Origin of the sequence: Oscillibacter sp. GMB15532, from assembly GCF_041020825.1 — a bacterium.
In the GTDB taxonomy this organism is placed as follows: domain Bacteria; phylum Bacillota; class Clostridia; order Oscillospirales; family Oscillospiraceae; genus Oscillibacter.
In genome coordinates, this window is record NZ_JBEVTO010000009.1 from 127632 (window position 1) to 148382 (window position 20751).

A 20751-nucleotide genomic window follows, 5' to 3' on the forward strand; every position below is an offset into this window, starting at 1 on the left:
TCCTATGGGGTGCGGAAGACAATTCCGCAAAGCTGCTCTGCTTTGTAGAAGACCGCTTCGTTAGAGGGCAAATGCGAAGACGTTTCAGTTCAGAGCGTCCGCGCTCTGGTGAAACAGCTCCGAAACCCGGGCGGCCACGGCGGGACAGGAGACAAGGTCCCTATCCTGCGCCAGCAGCGCGTCCGCCGCCGTCTGGGCCTCCTTCAAAAGCGCCGCGTCGCAGCCAAGGTCCGCCACCCGCAGTCCCGGCAGACCGTGCTGCCGCAAGCCAAAAAAGTCGCCCGGGCCCCGCAGGCGTAAATCCTCCTCTGCAATTTTGAAGCCGTCCGCCGTCTGGGTCATGACGCGCAGGCGCTGGCGGGTGTCCTCGTTTTTACTGTCGGAGATCAGAATGCAATAGGATTTGTGGACGCCCCGGCCTACCCGGCCCCGGAGCTGATGAAGCTGGCTCAGGCCGAACCGCTCCGCATTTTCCACCACCATCACCGTGGCGTTGGGCACGTCCACTCCTACCTCAATCACCGTGGTGGACACCAAAATATCTGTCTCTCCCGCGGCAAAGGCGCACATGACGGCCTCTTTCTCTTTTGATTTCAGCTTCCCGTGGACAAAAGCCACCCGCAGATCGGGGAAGACCTCCGTCCTAAGGGTTTCGGCGTACTGCATCACGGCCTTTCGCCCGTCGTCCCCGTCCTCGCTCTCCGTGATTTCGGGGCAGACCACGTAGCACTGCCGCCCCTCCTGCACCTGTGTGCGAAGAAAGGCATACAGTCGGGAGCGGTATCCGCCGGACACGGCGGAAGTGCCGATATGCTGCCGTCCCGGGGGCAGCTCGTCAATGACGGAGACATCCAGATCGCCGTAGAGAATCAGGGCCAGCGTCCGGGGAATGGGAGTGGCGGACATGACCAGCATATGGGGGCTGTCTCCCTTGGAGGCCAGCGCCGCCCGCTGGCCCACGCCAAAGCGGTGCTGCTCGTCCGTCACCACCAGCCCAAGGCGCTGGTATTCAACGCCTCCGGAAATCAGCGCGTGGGTCCCGATGATGAAATCAATTTCTCCTGCCGCCAGTTGGGCGGAGAGGGTGCGCTTGGTCTTTGCCGTCATGGACCCGGTCAGCAGGGCGCAGCGTACGCCAAGACGCTCCAGCAGGGGGGAAAGGCCGTCGTAGTGCTGGCGGGCCAGAATTTCCGTGGGGGCCATCAGCGCGGCCTGACGGTCGTTTTTTGCGCAGAAATATACGCTGGCGGCGGCCACCATGGTTTTTCCGGAGCCTACATCTCCCTGACACAGCCGGTTCATGGGACGGCCCGAGCGCATATCCTCAAGGGCCTCCTCCACGCAGCGTTTTTGGGCGGCGGTAAGCGTGAAGGGGAGCGCGGCGTAAAAAGGGGCCATATCAACGCCCTCAAACGGCGTGGTGCGCACCTCATCCCGCCGGGAGCGGAGGCGGCGCAGACCGATGGTGAACAAAAACAGCTCTTCAAACGCCAGCCGCCGTCGCGCCAGTTCCAGCGCCTCGGGGGAGGTGGGAAAGTGAATGCTTTCATAAGCAAAGCCTGCGCGGCAGAGCTGATGCGCCTGGCGCACGTCCTCCGGCAGCACATCCGGCAGAATGTCCCCGCAGGCATCCAGCCCCTGACGGATGGAACGAGAGAGAATCAGGCGGCTCACCCCGGCGGTGAGGGGATAAACAGGGACGATGCGGCCTGTCTGCTCCCGTCGCACCGCAAGCTCCACCACGGGGTTCGCCATCTGGCGGCGGAGGAGGTTCCCCTCCGCCTTTCCGTAAAAAATGTAGGTTTCCCCGGCTTTCAGGCTGTTTTTCAGCCATGCCTGATTAAAAAAGGTCACATCCAGCGCACCGGAGTCGTCCACAGCACGAAGCTTCACCAGCTCCAGCCCCTTGCGCACGCGGGAGAGGGTAGGTGGAGAGGTTACCATCGCCTCCACGCAGGCAAGCTCTCCGGGCTGGAGGTCCGAAATTCGCTTTGTGAGCGTCCGGTCCTCATAGGCCCGGGGAAAATAGGAAATCAAATCCCGCAAAGTGCAAATATTCAGCTTGCCTAGGGACTTGGCCCGTTGGACGCCGATCCCCTTGATGAACTGCACGCTTGTATTTAAATCCGCCGTGGGGACCGCCTCCTCTCATATTGCTTGTTCCATTATAGCTGCCCCCCGCCCGGTTGGCAAGGCGGTTTTCCGGGAAAAGGGAGGCACGGAAAAGAGGGACGGGAAAGAAAGCTTGGGAAAAATGGTCGCGAAAACGGCGGTATCGTAAAATACGGCAGTTAGAAAGTGTGTAACAAAAAAGCGGACCTCCGGAGAGGTCCGCCCTGTGTAGAAACGATTTCCGCCGGGTGCTTTGCGTCTGGTTTTTTGGCGGGGAGGCTTAGAGATTCAAATTAAGATACTCTACGTACCGATAGGTAAGTCCGTCTTCTTCAATCGGCTCCGACTGCGAGACGACTTTCCACGCGGTCAGCTTATCCAGATTGGGGAAGAAAGTATCCGTTCCGGGAATCACGGCCTCGACCCGGGTCAGGTACACCATTTTGCAGCGGGAGAGCATGGCCGCATAGATGCTGCCGCCGCCCATGACCCACACGTCGTCGCCGCTTACGTCCACCAGATTCAGTGCGGCCTCCACACTGTGGACAATTTCCGCGCCCTCCCGGGTGAACTCTTTGTCGTGCGTGATGACGATATTGCGCCGGTTGGGAAGGGGATTTCCGCCGGGCAGGGTTTCCAGCGTCCTGCGGCCCATGATAACGGTTCCTCCGGAGGTGAGCGTGCGGAAGCGCTTCATATCCTCCTTCAGATAGAACAGCAACTGATTGTCTTTGCCGATGCCCCAATCCTGTGCCACGGATAAAATCGCGTTCATAAAAAAGCCTCCCTCTTTATATGGCAATGGGAATTTTCGCCTCCAGCGTGGCGGGGGTATAGCCCTCCAGCCGGAAGCTGTCCCTGGTAAACCGGTAAAAATCCGTCACCGACGAATCCGCGGAAAACCGCGGGGCGGCGGTGGGGGTCTGCGTAAGAATCTCTTCCACGATGGGAACGTGCCGGTCGTAGATATGTGCGTCGGCAATGACATGGACCAGTTCCCCGGCCCGTAGGCCCGAAACCTGAGCCAGCATATGCGTCAGCACGGCATACTGCACCACGTTCCAGTTGTTGGCGGCCAGCATATCCTGACTGCGCTGGTTCAAAATGGCGTTCAGGGTGTTCCCCGAGACGTTGAAGGTCATGGAGTAGGCGCAGGGATAGAGATTCATCTCGTGGAGATCCTGAAAATTATAGATGTTGGTGAGAATCCGGCGGCTGGCGGGGTTGTGCTTCAAATCGTACAGCACACGGTCCACCTGATCAAACTCGCCCTCGGCGTACTGGTGCTTCACGCCAAGCTGATAGCCGTATGCCTTGCCGATGGAGCCGGTTTCATCGGCCCACTGATCCCAGATTTTAGCGTTTAAATCGTGAATGTTGTTGGACTTTTTCTGCCAAATCCACAAAAGCTCGTCGATTGCGGTTTTCCAATAGGTGCGCCGCAGGGTCAGAATCGGAAACTCGGCGGTAAGGTCATACCGATTTACAAGTCCGAATTTCTTGACGGTGTGGGCGGGGGCTCCGTCCTCCCAGCGGGGTCGGACCTCCCGGTCCCTGTCCCACACGCCGGTATCCAGAATCTCCCGGCAGTTTTGTATAAACAGCTCGTCCGCGCGGCTCATGATGAATCCTCCCGTTTTTTGTTTTAACTTAGTATAGTATAGCAGACTAAGCTGCCGGTTTCAACGGGGATTGATTGGGAACGGCGAAAAAAGTTCCGCATAAAATTGCAGCCTTTTGGTAAAATGACGGTTGTATCTGTGCAAAAAGTGCTGTAAAATAAAAAAGACAGTCCATAAAATCAGAGGGGGTGTGGAGGATGCCGGAAGGGCTGGAGGGCGACAAGCGGGGCTATCTACTGGAGGATTTTCGTCTGTTTCGCCTGAAGGATACCAGCACAAAGACGCTGGAGTACCACTATCACGAATTTGATAAGCTCATCCTGCTTTTGGGCGGCAGAGTGACCTATATGGTGGAGGGCGTGACCTACTTCCTCCAGCCGTGGGATTTGCTGCTGGTGCCCCGCAACCAAATTCACCGGGCGCTGATTGACACGGGGGAACCCTATGAGCGAATGGTGTTGTGGCTGGGGCGGGAATGGATGGACAGGCGGAGTGATCCGGACGAGCCGCTGTCGGCCTGCTTTGATTTGGCCTGCCGCCGGGGGTTTCACCTCCTGCGGACGGACGGGGAGCGTCGGCCCTTTTACCTGCGCCGGTTTCAGGAGCTGGAGGAGGCAGTCCGATCCCGGGAGTATGGCAGCGGCCGAATGGCCGACGCTTGCTGCCAGCAGCTTTTGATTGACGTGAACCGGGACAGTCTGCGGGACAAAACGGCGGAGCGGGAGAAGGACGCCTATCGTTCCGACCCGAAAATTGAAGAAATTCTGCACTATATTGCAGGGAATCTGGATGGGCCGCTGACGGTGGATGCGCTCGCGGAGCGGTTTTTTCTCAGCCGGTATTACCTGATGCACCGGTTTAAGGAGGTCACGGGCTATACCATGCACCAGTATATCAGCCAGAAGCGGCTGCTGCTGGCAGGCGAACTCCTGCGGGAGGGAACCCCGGTAATGCGGGCGGCGGCCCTTGCGGGGTTTGGGGACTATTCTGCGTTTTTGCGGGCTTTCCGCGCCACATTTCACGCAAGTCCCCGGGATTTTCAGCCCCGCCGGTGACAACGGCCGCAGGTATTTGCCGGTTGGACAGTTGTGCGGGAAAGAAAGGGCAGATATGGGACAAAATAACGGAAAATTTTTCAGAGTGTTGTAAATGCCATTGAAACAGTTTAGAAAAGCTTGATATTCTAATAAAGTCATGATGCGCACAAATCCCGGGAAGCGCCGTGGGCGCTCCCCGGGACGAGAACAGGAAAAGCAAGCCTTATTTGTGCGCTGCTTTGCGCATCGGAGAGGTGACGGCCACGGCCACGCCGATTACGTAGACGACGATGCCGATGATATAGCCGGCAATCCGGGCATCCTTGCCAAAGAAGTCGGAAATCTGACCAGAGAGAATCAGAACCATGCCCAGAGGAGCGATGACCTTCATGCAGATGGAGAAGAATCCGTCGATTCCGCTGCCACCGCCGGAGTGAATTTCGTCCAGCATGGACTTGGGATGAATTTCCCAGCCAATCATAATGCTCATCAGCATTGCGCCCAGCGGCATGGCAAGGCCTTCGGAGAGCATATCCATGAAGTCCAGCCAGCAGTCGTTCCAGCCAGCATATTGGGTTACGCCGTCTATGATGACAGCCGTGGTTTCCTTGAAGGGGACGGGAACGCCGTTGGAACCCAATCCGTCCACCGCCACCAAGGTGGCTTCCACCAGAATGGCGAGACAGACCAAAAGGACGATTTTGGGACGGCTGGCTTTGCCTCCCTTTTGGGCCGCACGGTCCAGAAAGAACGTGGTGATGACTTCAATCAGGGAGATGGCGGAAGTGATGGCCGCAATCAGCACCAGCAGATAGAAAATGATGCCGAACAGGGCGCCTACGCTGCCCATGCTGTTGAATACGTTTTGCAGTGTGACGAACAGAAGGCTGGGGCCGCCGAGGGCGATTTCGCCAACGGGGATGCCCTGCTGGATGCCGTAGGCCACGGCGGCGGGGATGACGGCGATGCCTGCCATGACGGCGATGGTCGTATCGGAAATCACGATGATGGCGGAGTTTGTCACCAGATTTTCCTTTTTGCCAAGATAGGAGCCGTAAGTAATCATGGCGCCCATGGCCAGAGACAGGGAGAAGAACATCTGCCCGCCCGCAGTCGCTAATACGGTGCTGATGCTGGGCGCGGCTTCGATGAAGCCGCCCGCCACCGCGTAGCCCGGGACGAACATGAATTTCAGTCCCTCGATGGAGCCGGGCATAGACAGGCTCTTGATGATGATGATGACCAGCATCACAAACAGGGCGGGCATACCGACGTTATTGAATTTCTCAATGCCGCCGGAAATGCCGCCGCGATTGATGAGATAGCAGATAATCAGAAACAGTATGGTGTAAACAACGGAGCCCAAGGGATTTGTCAGCATGGCGTGGAACAGGTCGCCGCCGGAGATCGCTGGATTCTGGAAGGCAAGATTGCTCAGATTCAGTGCCATGTACTCAATGCAGTAGCCGCCCAGAACGGAATAAAAGCTCATGATAATGAACGGGGAAAAGACTGCCAGCCAGCCGATCCACTTGAACCGCTTGGATACCGCGTGATAGGCCCCAATAGGTCCGGTCCCGGTCTTGCGGCCCAGTGCCAGCTCCCCCATCATAATGGTGAAGCCCACGAAGGCCGCCAGCAGCAGATAGACGATCAGGAAGGTAAAGCCTCCTGATTTGCCCATCTTGTATGGAAAGCCCCAAATGTTGCCAAGGCCGACGGCCGAGCCGATTGCCGCCAGCAGGAAGCCAATGTTGCTTCCCCAACTGCCCCTCTCATTTTCCACAAATAACCCCTCTTTCTTAAATGGATTTGTGGTAAAAATATACTATTAACAAACTGTGAAGTCAAGAGAAACGTGTGAAAATTGTACAAAAAATTTTCTTATATACGTTACAAAATTAACAAAAAGAACAAAATTGGCAGACGAACAGGGTTTGCGTGGCGGATGGCCGCCGATGGAGAACCCGGGAAAGGATCAAGGAATATGCTTGAGTTTACGACGATAGCCGCCGAACATGGAGCATTGCTGCGTGGGTATTACGAGACATGCAATTATGGACTTTGCGAATACTCCGCGGGAACAAAGCTGATGTGGGGGGAGCGGCTTCACCCCGCCTTTGCGGAGGCGGCGGGATGCCTCATCATCCGCAACGAGCTGGAGGGGGAATTTCTGTTTGACTATCCCGTTCCCGGCCCGGAGGGGGACGAGGACGCGGCTCTTTCCGCCATTGAAGACTGGTGCATGGAGAAGGGGGTTCCCCCGGTGATTTCCGTGGTTCCGGCAGTAAAGGCGCCCCGGCTTTTGCAGCGCTACCCCTATGTGGGGGTGCGCAACGTGCGCACCTGGCAGGACTATCTGTACAAGGCGGAGGATTTGCAAAACTTTACCGGACGGCGGTATTCCGGGCAGCGCAACCACATCAAGAAGTTTTTTGCCGCCTGCCCCGGCGCGGAGTTTAAGCCTCTGACCGCAGAGGATATGCCGCTTGTAAACCGGTTCTGGGAGGATTACGGGCAGGAGTTTGCCAAGGCGGACGACCCCAGAGCCGCGACGGAATTGGAATTGGCAAAGCGGACGGTGGGACAACTGGATAAGCCGTGGTTTTTCTGCGGGGGAATGATGAGCGGGAAAAAGCTGCTCTCTCTGGCGCTGGCGGAGCGGTGCGGTGACACCCTGATTATCCACATCGAAAAGGCGCTGTATTCTTACGTGGGGGTCTATCCCGCCATGGTGCAGGCCTTTGCCCGGCACTTTGCCGGGGACGCCGTCTGGCTCAACCGGGAAGACGACGCCGCCGACAGAGGGCTGCGGACCTCGAAGCTGCAATACGGGCCGAACCATCTGGCGCCCAAGTATCACTTTGCTCCCCAAAACGAGCTGCTGTGCCATGTAAAGACCCTGCCGGTGCTGACCACGGAGCGGCTGACCCTCTCCGAGCTGACGGAGGAGGACATTCCCGCATACAACGCGCTGGTTCTGGACGGAGAGCGGAATCAATGGTGGGGCTATGATGATGTGGCAGGGCTTGGCGGTCCGGTGGAGGAACGGAGCTTTTACGAGGTGGCGAAGCGGGATTACTGCAACTGCGCGGCGGTGAATTTTGCCATCCGTCTGGAGGGAAAGCTCATCGGTGAAGCAGTGCTTTACCACTTTGACTACCGGGGTGACGCGGAGCTTGGCTGCCGCATTGCAGGGGAATACGGCGGCCACGGCTATGGGACGGAGGCATTTACCGCTGCCGCCGAATGGGGACTGTACGGCGTTCATCTGACGCGGGTGGTGGCCAAGTGCTTCAAGGAGAACGAGGCGTCCCGAAAGATGCTTGCCTCCTGTATGCGGCCCGCAGGCGAGGATGAAACATATTATTATTTCGAGAAAAAGGTATGAGCCTTAAAAATTTTGGTGATGTGGATTTTTGACGAATCAGTTTGTCTCCTGCGGGCAACGTAAAGCAAGGGGCTGAGGAATGTGCTTCCTCAGCCCCTTGAATGAAAACGTGGATTTTGATTTTGGCCGGTTTTTACATAACTTCTTGCCCCAAAATCCATACTAGACCCCAAAAGGGAGGTGCGGTATGGAACAGCTTTCAACCCGCTATGACGACAACGTCCGCCGTGTGGATGAGCTACTTGGCGCAGGGCGCAACTGCGACATGGTGGCACGGGATTTTGTCATCGGAGGGCGCAAGGCCCGCATCTGGGTGATCGACGGCTATGGCGAGGATACAATTTTAGAGCGGATGGGGGCTTTCTGGCTGTCGCTGCGCCCGGAGCAGGTGAGGACGCTCACGAAGATGCAGGAGTTTGCCGACCGGTTCATTACCTTTTCCGAGACGAACGTGACGGAGGACCTGGAGGACATCTGTACCTCCGTTCTGCTGGGGAAAACCCTGTTCCTGATGGAGGGGCTTATCGGCGGGGCGATGATGGACGCGAAGGGCTATCCCTCCCGGGGCGTGGATGAGCCTGCGGACGGAAAGGTATTGCGGGGTGCTCACGACGGCTTTGTAGAAGCCGTCGTGCCCAACATGGCGCTGCTGCGCCGCCGGATCCGGGATCCGCAGCTGACCATGGAGAGCCACAAGGTTGGGGGGCGGAGCCGGACGGATGTGGTGCTGTGCTACATGGAGGACCGGGTGGACCGAAAGGTGCTGGAGCAGGTTCGGGAAAAGCTGGCAGGAGTGGACGTTCACTCCCTTTCTATGGGGCAGGAAAGTCTGGCGGAAGCCATCCGCCCCAAACAATGGTATAATCCGTTTCCCAAAATTAGGTATACTGAGCGGCCCGACACGGCGGCGGCCACGGTGATGGAGGGAAGCGTGGTGGTGCTGGTGGACAACACCCCGGCAGCCATGCTGCTGCCCACCACCATTTTCGGGTTTACGCAGGAGGCCAACGATTTCTATTTTCCACCTCTGGTGGGAACCTATCTGCGGCTGCTCAGGATGTCGGTGATGCTGCTGAGCCTGTTCATCACGCCCACATGGTATCTGCTGGTCAGCCAGCCCAACCGCCTGCCGGACTGGCTGGTGTTTCTGGCAAAGCCGGAGCCCTGCGCCCTGCCCCTGCTGGCGCAGCTTTTGGTGGTGGAATTTCTCATTGACCTTTTAAAGCTTGCCTGCCTGAATACGCCCAGCGCCCTGTCCAATTCCTTCTCCATGCTGGGCGCGTTGATTTTCGGAGATTTCGCGGTGCAGGCCGGGTGGCTTACGCCGGAGGTGCTGGTGTATATGGCGGTGGTGTCTATCTCCGGTTTTTCCCAGCCCAGCTTTGAGCTGGGCTATGCCGTGAAGCTGCTGCGGATGCTCCTGCTGATTCTCTCTGCAATCTTTGACATGTGGGGGCTGATAGGCGGAATCCTGCTGATTCTCTGGCTGGTGGCCACCAATAAGACAGTGGTGGGACCGGGCTATCTGTATCCGCTGATTCCCTTCAACGGCAAGGCCCTGAAGCGGCTTTTGATTCGCGAGCCTATCGGACGGGACAATACGTGAAAAACGGCGGCTTTGGCATCCTGGGGGATACAAAGCCGCCTAACTCTTGCAAAAAGAAGAAATTTGTGGTATTCTGATTGCCTGAGCCCAAAGCCGAAACGGGCACTGGGAATGCAGAAAGGGGGAGCGATGAATCACAAAAAGGAACGTCGGCGGACGGAGCGCCGAAATTTCAGAATGGCCCTGAACAAAGAACTGCGGGAACACAAAAGTTCTTTCCTCGTATTTTATTTTCTGCGGGCGCTGGTAATCCTGGCTCTGGCCCGCCAGATTTGGCTGGGGAGCTATGAAAGCGCCTTTTTCTGCGTGTTGACGCTGCTGCTGCTCTACCTGCCAAGCTGGGTGCAGGTGCGGCTGCGGATTGAGCTTCCGCCGCCTTTGGAAATCACGGTGCTGTGCTTCATTTTTGCGGCGGAGATTTTGGGAGAGGTCAACGCATTTTACATTGTGATTCCTTTCTGGGATACGATTCTGCACACGCTCAACGGTTTTCTTGCTGCGGCGGTGGGCTTTTCCATGGTGGTGCTGCTGAACGACAATCCCCGGCTCACGTTTGATCTCTCGCCGGTATTTATGGCGCTGATGGCGTTTTGCTTTTCTATGACCATCGGCGTGCTGTGGGAGTTTTTTGAGTTTGGCTGCGACTATTTTTTGGGAACAGACATGCAGAAGGATACAATAATCCACACGATTAAAACGGTGATGCTGGACGCGAGCCGCAGCAACAAAGTGGTGGTGGTTCCGGAGATCACCGAGGTGACGGTGAACGGAGCGGATTTGGGTCTTGGCGGCTATCTGGACATTGGGCTGATCGACACCATGAAAGATTTGATTGTGAACTTCATCGGCGCGACGGTATTCTCCGTCACCGGCTTTTTCTATGTGAAAAGTCAGGGTAAAAGCCGGACGGCGGCCCAGAGCTTTGTCCCCAGCCCCAAGGAGGCCCACCGGGATTATCTGGCCCAGGCGCGGGAGCAGTCCTCCGCTGAGGCAGCGGCTTCTTTGCCGGAGGAACGCACCGGTGCTGAGAGAAAGGTCCCTCTGAAAGAAACGGAAAATCCGGAGGATGAAGCGCCCGCTGCGGGCGGACAGTAAAAAGGAGCAGGATGGACTTGAAAGCATTTCGGCAATGGCTGACGGAGGATTGCTACGCCCGGGAGGTGGAGCTGTCCTTTGCCGACTGCGACAAAGACAAATATGCGCGCCCGGCAAAGCTCTTGAGCCTTGTGGCGGGGGCGGCGGGCTTTGATTATGACGCAAGAGGGCTGACCTATGAAATTCTTCACGAGATTGGGCAGGTGTTTTTACTGTCCCGGGTGGCCCTGCGGATTCACCGGCGGCCCGTGAACCGGGAGGTGATCACCATCTCCACATGGGAGGACGGCATCCGGGGAGCCCATCTGCGCCGGGCCTACGAGCTGACGGACGAAAGCGGCGCCGCCGCCGTGAGCGCCCGCAGCGAGTGGATTCTCATTGACCCGGCGGAGCGGAAAATTCTCCGCCCCTCCGATTTTAAACGCAAGGCGGTGCATGTCTGTCCCAAGGCGATCGACAGCCCGGAATGCAGGAAAATCTTCCTGCCCAAGGACGGGCTGGAAGAACTGGGGCCGCGTCCCGTCCGCTGGTCCGATCTGGATGGCAACGGCCATGTGCACAGCGGGAATTACGGCGACATCGTGTGGGACGCGCTGCCGTCGGATTTGCAGTCCGCACCCCTGCGGGAGCTGTACGTGAATTACAGCAAGGAGGCCGTGCTGGGGGAGACGATCGGGCTGTTCGGCTTTCGGGAGGAAAGCGCCTACACAATGGAGGGGCGGCTGGGAGAGACGCTGTGCTTTTCCTGCCGGTGCGAGTTTGGTCCGGCTGGGCAATGAGATATAGAGAAAAAATAAAGAAAGAAAAAGAGGTATTAAAAATGAAGCTGAGAAACAAAAAATGGATTTCCGTGGCGGCATTGGCCGCGATGCTGATGCTGTCTGCCTGCGGTGGAAGCAGCGAAGAGTATGAAGAGGGCCGCATCGGAGATGTGATGCACAGTGAGTTTTTTGACTTCACGGTCAACAGCGTCTACATCTCTGATACATACGAGGGATATACCCCTGAGGAGGACTATAAGCTGCTGGTGTCGGAACTGACGATCAAGAACACGTTCAGCGAAACCATCCCCATGTTTGACACCGATTTTCAGGCCCAGTGGAATGACAAGGACGATCAGGACAACGCGTTTTCAAATCCCGTTGATACCATTGTGAGCGAAGAACAGCTTGAGTCTGAATACGATCTGGCAGTGGATGAGGAGCGGACCGGCCTTTTGATTTTTGAGGTTCCGGCGGATTTTGACGATTTTTCCGTTGTCTATCTGGAGGAATTTGACACCGGCGAAACCGGCAATCTGTACGAGGTATTCTTTACCGCAAAAGAAGCAGGAGTGTCTGTGTAAAACAGCTATTTGAATATAAAAGGCGGCCCCGGATTTGTCCGGGACCGCCTTTTACTGCAAACATCAGAGCCGCTCTAAATCCCGGGGAGTCATCACCATGTCCCGCCGGATATCGGCAAGGCTGTGGGCCCCGCACATGGCCATGGTGTCGGCCAGCTCGGCTTTCAGCTTCTCCACGTAGATGGCAACACCCTCGGAACCGCCGCCGTACACCATGGTGACGAAGGGGCGGCCGATGAGCACCGCGTCTGCGCCCAAAGCCAGCGCCTTAAATACGTCCATCCCGGTGCGGATGCCGCCGTCCACAAAGACAGTCAGCTTGCCGCCTACGGCATCTGCGATGGCGGGTAAAACCTCCGCCGTGGCTGGACAGTTGTCCAGCACGCGTCCGCCGTGGTTGGACACGACGATGCCCGAAGCCCCGGCCTTCAGGGCTTTTTTCGCGCCCTCCACGGTCATGATGCCCTTGAGGATAAAGGGCTTTTTGGCGAGCGCCGCGATCTCCCGCAGCTCCTCCACCGTTTTGCTTCCGGCGGGGGGCTGCATGTTTTTCAGGAAAGGCAGGCCCGCCGCGTCGATGTCCATGGCCACGGCGAAGGGATTGCCTGTGTTTACCAGCGCCATCTTCTCCCGAATCAGCTCCAGATTCCAGGGCTTGACGGTGGGCACGCCGTGACCGCCGCTGGCGGCGATGGCCTTTGCCGCCCCCTCCAGCACGGCGGGGTTGGTGCCGTCGCCGGTAAAGGCGGCGATGCCCGCCGCCGAACAAGCGGAGATAAGCAGGTCGTTGTAGGTAAGGTCGTCGTACTGATCGCCATAGTGCAGGGTCATGGCGCCGATGGGCGCGGCAAATACCGGCAGGTCAAAGGTCTGGCCGAAGATCTTGAACGTGGTATCCGCGGGTTTGTTTTCGCAGATGGTGTCCATATTGACGCACAGCTCCTGCCACTTCTGATAATTGCGGATGAAGCCGGTGCCGATGCCCTTGGCTCCGGGGCCGGGGACGGTGTTTTTGCAGACCACGCCGTTGCAGACCGGACAGGCCTTGCAATGGGGACCGACGCGGGTGCGGGCGCTTTCCAATACTTCCTGATATGTCATAGAGCGATTCCTCCCATGCTGCGCGGTGTTTGCGCGCGTACTGCCGTCATTTTAACGCCGCCTGAAAAAAAACGCAACAAATTGTGTAACTTTTTCCATGTACCTGCGTCTAAAGTGACAAATGCACATCAGTTGGAAGTCGATGGGCGAACGACAAGGAGGATAAAACGATGAAAAGAAAGTTTGCGATGCTCTTGGCGACCCTGTGTCTGACGGTGCTGGCGGCGGGCTGCGGCGCGTCATCCGGCGGCGGGGCATCCTTTGGCGGCGAAATGGACAGTACGGCCGCCCCTGCCGAGCGGCCCTCCGCCGAATCCGGGGCGGCGATGGATATGAACGGCTTTGCGGCCTCTGAGGAAAGCGGAAGAGTGGAAAGCCAACTCCGGGCGGAAAAGGATGGCGGGGACGGGAGCAAGCTGATTTACACCGCGGATCTGAACCTTGAAACCACCACCTTTGACGATACGGTCAAGAACCTGTCGGCACTGGTGGAGGAGCTTGGCGGCTGGACCCAGAACAGCAGTGTGAGCTACGGCGGCTCCGGCTATCGGTATGGCAGCTATGCCGTCCGGGTTCCCAAGGAAAAATTCAGCACGTTTCTCACCCGGGCGGGGGAACTGGCCCATGTGACCTACACCAGCTCCAACGTGGAGGATGTGAGCGAACTGTACTATGACACCGCAGGGCGGCTGGAGACGCAGAAAACGAAGCTTGCGCGGTTGCAGGACCTTCTCGCCAAGGCCGAAAGCATGGAGGACATCATTACCATTGAGAGCGCCATTTCCGAGGCGGAAAGCCAGATTGAATCACTGGCCGGGGAGATGAAGCACTATGATTCGCAGGTGGACTATTCCACGGTGCAGTTTTCCCTGAGCGAGGTATATCAGCTCTCCAACGTGGAGCAGCCTGCCACCGGGTTCTTCAGCCGTCTTGCCGGGGCGCTGACCTCCGGAGCGCGGGGCTTTGCGGATTTCGTCCAGAACGCGTTGCTGATGCTGGCCTATGCCTGGGTATGGGTGGCGCTGGTGGTTCTTGCGGTGGTTGGAGCTGTTCTGGTGCGCCGGAAGCGGAAGACGCAGACCATTAAGGAAGTGCCCGCGCCGGAAACACAGGATGACAAACAGGAATAAATCCTGTATACTGTCTCTAAAGCGGATATGTACGTAAGATGTCCCCGCAGGCGCATCGCGCCTGCGGGGCAGGTTCGCAAATGAAACAGGAGGGATTTTTATGACCGTCACATGGCTGGGCCACGCCTGCTTTCTTTTGGAGCAGGACGGCTATCGGATCGTCGTCGATCCCTATACCGGCGTTCCCGGCTATCCGGCGCTGGAGCTGGAAGCTCACGAAGTTTATTGCAGTCACGGGCATTTTGACCACAGCTACACCGATGGAGTGAGGCTGCTGTCGGGGCGGGAGAGCCCCTTTTCCGTGGAGGAGATTCCCTCGTTCCACGACGGGGAGGGGGGCGCCCTCCGGGGAGAAAACACCATCCGCGTCTTTTCGGCAGGGAACATTCGGGTCTGCCATCTGGGGGATTTGGGCCATCTGCTCTCTGAAAAGCAGGCAGAGGCCATCGACAGATGCAACGTGCTGCTGGTCCCCGTGGGAGGGACCTTCACAGTGAATGCAGCCGGGGCCAAGGCCGTATGCGAGACTCTGCGGCCTCGGACGGTGGTCCCCATGCATTACCGCCACGCGCCTTTCGGGCTTGAAAAGGTTTCTGGAGTGGAGGACTTTTTGGCGCTGTGGCCTCAGGAGGCCGTGCAGCGTCTTCCGGGAAGCTCCTTTACGTACCTTGCCAAGTCGGGAGGGGAAATGACCGCGCCCGTGGTGCTGGTTCCAAAATATCCCGCCTGAGCGCATAGTTTTGCCGCCTTTGCGCACACTGTTTCCAAATGCGGATTTGGAACGGAGGCGGAGATATGGGCGTGGCGGCGCGGCGGCGCGAGTGGTATTGGGCGCTGGGTGGCTTTCTTTTTACCGCGGCAGCGGGAGCGGCGCTGCATTTTCTCTGGGGCTGGACGGGGGAAAGCCGCATCGCGGCGGCCTTCTGTTCGGTCAACGAATCCGTTTGGGAGCACATGAAGCTGCTGTTTTTCCCGGCTTTTCTCCTCTCCATGGCGGAGGTTTGGCTGCGGGACTCCCGGAACTTTCTGGCGGTGCGAGGTGTTTCCCTATGGATCGGGACGGCGCTGATTCCGGTGCTGTATTACACGTACAGCGGAATTGTGGGCTTTCATACGCTGTGGGCGGATATCGCCGTGTTTCTGGTTTCGGTTGCGGCGGTTTTTTTGCTGGACTGGTGCCTTGGAAGGACGGGACGGTTTACCTCCGGATGGCAGCAGGCGGCGGGCCTTGCGGCGCTGTGGGCGCTGGCGCTGTTGTTTGTGCTGTGGACCTATCGCCCGCCCAGACTGCCCTTGTTTTGGGACGCGGCAGCCGGCGTGTACGGGCTTGCGTCGTGAATAGACTGTAAACACCCCCTGAAACGCGCTGTTTCAGGGGGCTTTCTCTTGACCGGGGCGTTTGGACGGGAGTATAATAAACCGATTGAAGATTCAGGGCCGGGGGCTGGGCGGAGAGGCTTTGTAAAGCCGCCCGCAGGGCTTCATCGGCATTGCGCGGAGGGGGACAGGCCCCGGCCGCAAGAGCCGCAAAGCGGTAAATAAACGCATGGAGGAAGAAAACATGGCTGATGAGATTGGAAAAGTGCCGGAGCTGACGCTGGAATCGACCGCGGCTGCGGCTGAAGCAATTCCGGAGCTGACGCTGGAAAGTGGAGCGACTTCCACCCCCACCGCCCCCGCCGCACCTGCGCCCAAGCCGGAGGTAGAACCCGTCCGGCTGGATGAAAGCCTTTTAAACGAGCAGGAGAAAAAGGCTGTGGAGGAGTTCTCCAAAAAAATCGACCTTACTGATTCCAATATGATTTTGCAGTATGGCGCGGCGGCTCAGAAAAATGTGGCGGGCTTCTCCGAAAACGCGCTCAACTCCGTGAAAACCAAGGACCTGGGCGACGTGGGCAAGTCCCTTTCCTCGCTGGTGGCAGAGCTGCGGGGCTTTGGCGAGGAGGAGGAGAAAAAGGGCCTGTTCGGCGTGTTTAAAAAGGCCGGGAATAAAATGGAGACGATGAAGGCCCAATACTCCAAGGTGGAGACGAATGTGGAGCGCATCGCCCGTGAGCTGGAGCAGCACCAGATCATCCTGCTGAAGGACGTGGCCATGCTGGACCAGATGTACGAGCTGAACCTGAAATATTACAAGGAGCTCACCATGTACATTCTGGCGGGAAAGAGAAAGCTTGCCGACTACCGGGCCGGAGAACTGGAGATGCTGCGTAAAAAGGCGGAGGCCACCGGCACACAGGAGGACGCGCAGACGTACAACGACCGGGTGCAGATGTGCGAGCGGTTTGAAAAGAAGCTCCACGATCTGGAGCTGACCCGCATGATTTCCGTGCAGATGGGGCCGCAGACCCGCCTTTTGCAAAACAACGACACGCTGATGGTGGAGAAAATCCAGTCGTCTCTGGTGAATACCATTCCGCTGTGGAAGTCCCAGATGGTGCTGTCCCTGGGGCTGGAGCATTCCCGTCAGGCCACCGCCGCCCAGTCCGCCGTGACCGACACCACCAATCAGCTTTTGAAGAAGAACGCGGACATGCTGAAAATGGGCACGGTGGCCGCCGCCAAGGAGGCGGAGCGGTCCATTGTGGACATCGAAACCCTTCAGCACACCAATCAGCAGTTGATTTCCACGCTGGACGAGGTGATGACCGTTCAGCGGGAGGGCGCGGCAAGGCGCAGGGCTGCCGAGGTGGAGCTTGGCCGCATCGAGGGGGAGCTGAAGCAGAAGCTGATGGAGCTGCGCGGTTAAAGTCCGGCAGGCATTGCCCGGCAGGTGGATGATTTTCCGGATGGGATCGATGCGCCCGGCCGGGAGAAGCAGGACTGAAAGAAGCCGAAAAGGCTGCGAGGTCTGCAAAAGCAGCAAATGATGCCCTTTGGAAAGTAGAAAGGAGGCGGTGAGATGACCGGCCTGCAATCCATACTGGACGCTGTGACGGCGGCGCTTGCCGCCGTGCCCATGGCGGGCGCGTGGTTTTCCGCCGTGGTTCGATTTTTGTTCCCTGTGCTGGCGGTGCTGATTTTATTCCGGGCCATCCGGGGGCTTTTGCGCATCCCCCACACACCGGAAACCTGGGCTCAGCTGAGCCTGCCCAACGGCACGGCTCTTCCCCTGACGCATTGGGAAAATATTCTGGGCCGCAGCAAAACGGCGGACGTAATTCTAAACTATCCCAGCATCTCCCGCCAGCATGCGGCCCTGTGCCGGAATGAAGCGGGGGATTGGACGCTGTATGACCTCAGCTCCAAGGGCGGCACGCTGCTGAACGGCGAGGTGGTGACTGATTCCGCCCCTGTGCGGGTGGGGGACACCGTGGGCCTTGGCGGTGTACCCCTGCTGTTCCTGCCCCAGACCGTGGGCGAGCGGGAGGAGACAGAGCGGCGGCGGCAGGCGGAGCGGCCCGCTGCTGTGTGGCCCTCGTTTCTGTGGCTGACGGTGTTTCAGGTCCTTGCCTGCCTCCAGCTCATTGTGGCGGCGGGAGAGAAGGCCACGGTGGTCCTGCCCCTGAGTTTTCTGGGGCTGACGGCGGTGATGTGGATTTACTACATCGCCCTGCGGGCCACCAAATGCGTGGGCTTTGAGATGGAGACCATTGCATTTTTCCTATCCACGCTGTCCCTTTCCGTCACCGCGTCCTCCGCACCGGGGTCGCTGCTCAAGCAGTTTATCGCCGTTGTGCTGGGGCTGGTGTTGTTTCTGGCACTAGGGCTGGCTTTGCGGGATTTAAGCCGGGTGCAGAAGCTCCGGTGGATTTCCGCAGCGGTGGCCATGGGACTTTTAGGCGTGACACTGGTGTTGGGCAGCCGGGTGTTTGGCGCGAAAAACTGGATTATTCTGGGGCCATTCTCTATTCAGCCTTCGGAAATTGCGAAAATCTTTTACATTTTTGCCGGGTCCGCCACGCTGGAGCGCCTGTTCCGCAGGCGGAACCTGACGCTGTTCATCGTCCTCACCGGGGTCTGCATCGGCTGTTTGGGACTGATGAGCGATTTCGGTACCGCCGCCGTCTTTTTTGTCACGTTTCTGGTGATTGCCTATCTCCGCTCCGGAGACTTTGCCACGCTGGGGCTGATCTGCGGCGGGGCGGTGTTCGGGGCGGGACTGATTGTGCAGTTTAAGCCGTATATCCTCAGCCGTTTTGCCACATGGGGCCACGCGTGGCAAAACGCGTCGGTGGGCGCGGCCTATCAGCAGACCCGTACCATGTCCGCCGCCGCCAGCGGCGGTCTTGTGGGCATGGGAGCCGGAAGGGGCTGGCTTTATAAAATTCCGGCGGGTGACACGGATTTGGTATTCGGCATGCTGTGCGAAGAGTGGGGGCTGATTGTGGCGGTGCTGGCCATTGCCTCCATCGTGACGCTGGCAGTGTTTGCCGTGCGGGCGTGTCGGGTGGGCCGGTCCAGCTTTTATGTGATCGCCGCCTGCGCCGCCGGGTCGCTGATGGTGTTCCAGACCTGCCTGAACGTATTTGGCTCCGTGGACCTGCTGCCCCTGACGGGGGTGACACTGCCTTTCGTGTCCAACGGCGGATCTGCCATGCTGTCGGCTTGGGGACTGCTGGCCTTTCTAAAGGCTACGGACACCCGGGAAAATGCCAGCTTCGCCATTCGGCGCGGACCAGGCAAGCGACTGACGGAGGAAGCCCGCCGCCGTACGGAGCCGGTACGGGAGGACGAATTTCGCCGGGAGCCTATGAAGGGCGACGGAAAATCGGAGTCTGCCGGAGATGATGGACAGTTCAACCCTACGGGCGGCGCGGAGAGCGGATCGGCAGGCACGGGATTTGCGCAGGAAAACGATGCGCTGAACCCGTACTTTGACGATGAGAATTCGTTTACCATACCGGAGTTCCTCCGGAACCGGGAAACCAACGGAGAGGAGGATCGCCATGCGGAAAATTGAACGGCGGGCAGTGCTGTGTCTGCTTTTGGCGGGGGCGCTGGGGCTGGGACTGCTCTTTTTCGTGGGGAAATTTTTGATTCACGGGGGCGGCTGGGCCTCCTCGGCCTTCAATCGGCATTTGTATAACAATGCGGGTGTTCTGACCAGCGGCACGGTGCTGGATCGGGACGGGGACGTGCTCTCGGCTGTGGACGACGACGGAAACCGCACCTACTATCAAAACGAGACGGTCCGTAAATCAACCCTCCACGCGGTGGGGGATTTGCAGGGCAGTATCGGCACCGGCGTGCTGAACGCCTTTGCCGACAAGCTGACAGGATATGACCTTGTTAACGGCGCGTTTTCCGCCCATCAGGGAAACTCCATGTACCTGACGATCGACGCGCGGTATAATTATGAGGCATATCAGGCGTTGAACGGCAAGGCGGGGACCGTGGCGGTCTACAACTACAAAACAGGGGAAATCCTGTGCATGGTTTCCGCACCCAGCTACGACCCGTTGAATGTCCCGACGGATATTCTGGAAAACGATCGGTACAAGGGCGCGTATCTCAACCGGTTTTTGTCCTCCACCTTTACCCCCGGTTCCGTGTTTAAAACGGTGACGGCGGCGGCGGCCATTGAGAAGCTGCCGGACTACGACACACGGACATGGAACTGTCAGGGTTCCGTGAAAATCGGGGAGGAGACGATTGTCTGCTCCGGGACCCACGGAGACGAGACGTTTGCCGAGGCGCTGGCCGACTCCTGCAACGTTGCCTTCGCGGAGATGGCGGAGGAACTGGGGGCCGATACACTGGCAGCTTACGCGGCAAAAGCGGGGCTGACGGACAGCTATTCCGTCAGCGGTCTGCCCACCGCAAAAGGAAGCTTTTCCTTCGACGGGATCACCGACGGCGAGCTTGGCTGGGCCGGAGTGGGGCAGTTTCACGACACGGTAAATCCCTGCGCCCTGATGGTTTACATGGGCGCCGTCGGGAACGGGGGAAAAGCCGCCGTGCCCAAGCTGATTTTAAAAACACGGGACAGTCTGGGGCTACCCTCCTCGCTGAATCTGACCCGCCATACCGGGCGGCTGATTAACGCCGACACCGCAAAAACACTGGCGGACCTGATGGCCAACAACGTGACGGAATCCTACGGGACAAAGCGCTTTCCCAACATGGACATCTGCGCCAAGTCCGGCACGGCAGAGGTGGGAGAGGGCAAAACGCCCCACGCCTGGTTTACCGGATTCCTCAGGGATGAGGACACGCCCTATGCGTTTGTGGCGCTGGTGGAAAACGGCGGCGGCGGCGCGTCTGTGGCCGGGACGGTGGCTGGCCGGGTGCTGGATGCGATTGTAAACGGATATTGAACCCGTGAGATGAGCGCGGAGAGCGTTTTTTGGAAAGTGAAAAGCCTGCCGC

16 protein-coding genes and 1 pseudogene are annotated in these 20751 nt (G+C 58.4%); 12 read left to right on the forward strand and 5 right to left on the reverse strand.

The window, feature by feature from the left end; translation table 11 throughout:
- Nucleotides 1-84: 84 nt before the first annotated feature.
- The 3 genes and pseudogenes from recG to thyA all read right to left on the reverse strand — a co-directional run.
- Nucleotides 85-2124: pseudogene (gene recG, locus ABVS15_RS11895) on the reverse strand (ATP-dependent DNA helicase RecG); the annotation flags it as partial.
- Between the two features lie 268 nt (nt 2125-2392).
- Nucleotides 2393-2887 (reverse strand): dihydrofolate reductase, encoded by a 495-nt coding sequence (locus tag ABVS15_RS11900; protein ID WP_369283896.1) that lies wholly within the window; start codon nt 2885-2887, stop codon nt 2393-2395.
- 16 nt (nt 2888-2903) lie between these two features.
- Nucleotides 2904-3734 carry a thymidylate synthase gene (gene thyA, locus ABVS15_RS11905; RefSeq protein ID WP_369283897.1) on the reverse strand — a complete coding sequence of 277 codons (831 nt, stop codon included), beginning with the start codon at nt 3732-3734 and terminating at the stop codon, nt 2904-2906.
- A gap of 197 nt (nt 3735-3931) precedes the next feature.
- Here thyA and ABVS15_RS11910 point away from each other — a divergent pair, with 197 nt between their 5' ends.
- Complete coding sequence (locus tag ABVS15_RS11910; RefSeq protein WP_369283898.1) at nt 3932-4789, forward strand: helix-turn-helix domain-containing protein; 858 nt, start codon at nt 3932-3934, stop codon at nt 4787-4789.
- A 205-nt stretch (nt 4790-4994) separates the two neighbouring features.
- On the opposite strand, the gene ABVS15_RS11915 is transcribed toward ABVS15_RS11910, so the two are convergent.
- On the reverse strand, nt 4995-6557 hold the full coding sequence (locus tag ABVS15_RS11915; RefSeq protein WP_369283899.1) for a sodium-dependent transporter: 1563 nt from the start codon (nt 6555-6557) through the stop codon (nt 4995-4997).
- A 201-nt stretch (nt 6558-6758) separates the two neighbouring features.
- Here ABVS15_RS11915 and ABVS15_RS11920 point away from each other — a divergent pair, with 201 nt between their 5' ends.
- From ABVS15_RS11920 to ABVS15_RS11940, 5 genes are all read left to right on the forward strand, one after another.
- Nucleotides 6759-8162, forward strand: a complete 1404-nt coding sequence (locus tag ABVS15_RS11920) for a GNAT family N-acetyltransferase (protein WP_369283900.1) — start codon at nt 6759-6761, stop codon at nt 8160-8162.
- 187 nt (nt 8163-8349) lie between these two features.
- Nucleotides 8350-9768: a spore germination protein gene (locus ABVS15_RS11925; protein ID WP_369283901.1), complete on the forward strand. Its 1419-nt coding sequence runs from the start codon at nt 8350-8352 to the stop codon at nt 9766-9768.
- Nucleotides 9769-9897: 129 nt separating this feature from the next.
- Nucleotides 9898-10863: a hypothetical protein gene (locus ABVS15_RS11930; protein ID WP_369283902.1), complete on the forward strand. Its 966-nt coding sequence runs from the start codon at nt 9898-9900 to the stop codon at nt 10861-10863.
- A gap of 17 nt (nt 10864-10880) precedes the next feature.
- On the forward strand, nt 10881-11642 hold the full coding sequence (locus ABVS15_RS11935) for an acyl-[acyl-carrier-protein] thioesterase (protein WP_369283903.1): 762 nt from the start codon (nt 10881-10883) through the stop codon (nt 11640-11642).
- Nucleotides 11643-11683: 41 nt separating this feature from the next.
- Nucleotides 11684-12208, forward strand: coding sequence for a DUF4352 domain-containing protein (locus ABVS15_RS11940; protein ID WP_369283904.1), 525 nt, complete (start codon nt 11684-11686; stop codon nt 12206-12208).
- 63 nt (nt 12209-12271) lie between these two features.
- On the opposite strand, the gene ABVS15_RS11945 is transcribed toward ABVS15_RS11940, so the two are convergent.
- Nucleotides 12272-13309, reverse strand: coding sequence for an alpha-hydroxy-acid oxidizing protein (locus ABVS15_RS11945; protein WP_369283905.1), 1038 nt, complete (start codon nt 13307-13309; stop codon nt 12272-12274).
- A 170-nt stretch (nt 13310-13479) separates the two neighbouring features.
- On the opposite strand from ABVS15_RS11945, the gene ABVS15_RS11950 reads away from it, so the two are divergent.
- From ABVS15_RS11950 to ABVS15_RS11975, 6 genes are all read left to right on the forward strand, one after another.
- Nucleotides 13480-14439, forward strand: coding sequence for a DUF4349 domain-containing protein (locus tag ABVS15_RS11950; protein WP_369283906.1), 960 nt, complete (start codon nt 13480-13482; stop codon nt 14437-14439).
- Nucleotides 14440-14539: 100 nt separating this feature from the next.
- On the forward strand, nt 14540-15169 hold the full coding sequence (locus tag ABVS15_RS11955; RefSeq protein WP_369283907.1) for an MBL fold metallo-hydrolase: 630 nt from the start codon (nt 14540-14542) through the stop codon (nt 15167-15169).
- 65 nt (nt 15170-15234) lie between these two features.
- Nucleotides 15235-15777 (forward strand): DUF6512 family protein, encoded by a 543-nt coding sequence (locus ABVS15_RS11960; RefSeq protein ID WP_369283908.1) that lies wholly within the window; start codon nt 15235-15237, stop codon nt 15775-15777.
- 223 nt (nt 15778-16000) lie between these two features.
- A complete protein-coding gene (locus ABVS15_RS11965) occupies nt 16001-17188 on the forward strand; it encodes a toxic anion resistance protein (protein ID WP_369283909.1) in 1188 nt (395 codons plus the stop codon).
- 153 nt (nt 17189-17341) lie between these two features.
- Entirely contained in the window at nt 17342-19342 is a 2001-nt protein-coding gene (locus ABVS15_RS11970; RefSeq protein ID WP_369283910.1) for an FtsW/RodA/SpoVE family cell cycle protein, read from the forward strand.
- On the forward strand, nt 19329-20699 hold the full coding sequence (locus ABVS15_RS11975; protein ID WP_369283911.1) for a penicillin-binding transpeptidase domain-containing protein: 1371 nt from the start codon (nt 19329-19331) through the stop codon (nt 20697-20699). Before ABVS15_RS11970 ends, ABVS15_RS11975 begins: the two co-directional genes overlap by 14 nt.
- Nucleotides 20700-20751: the final 52 nt, after the last annotated feature.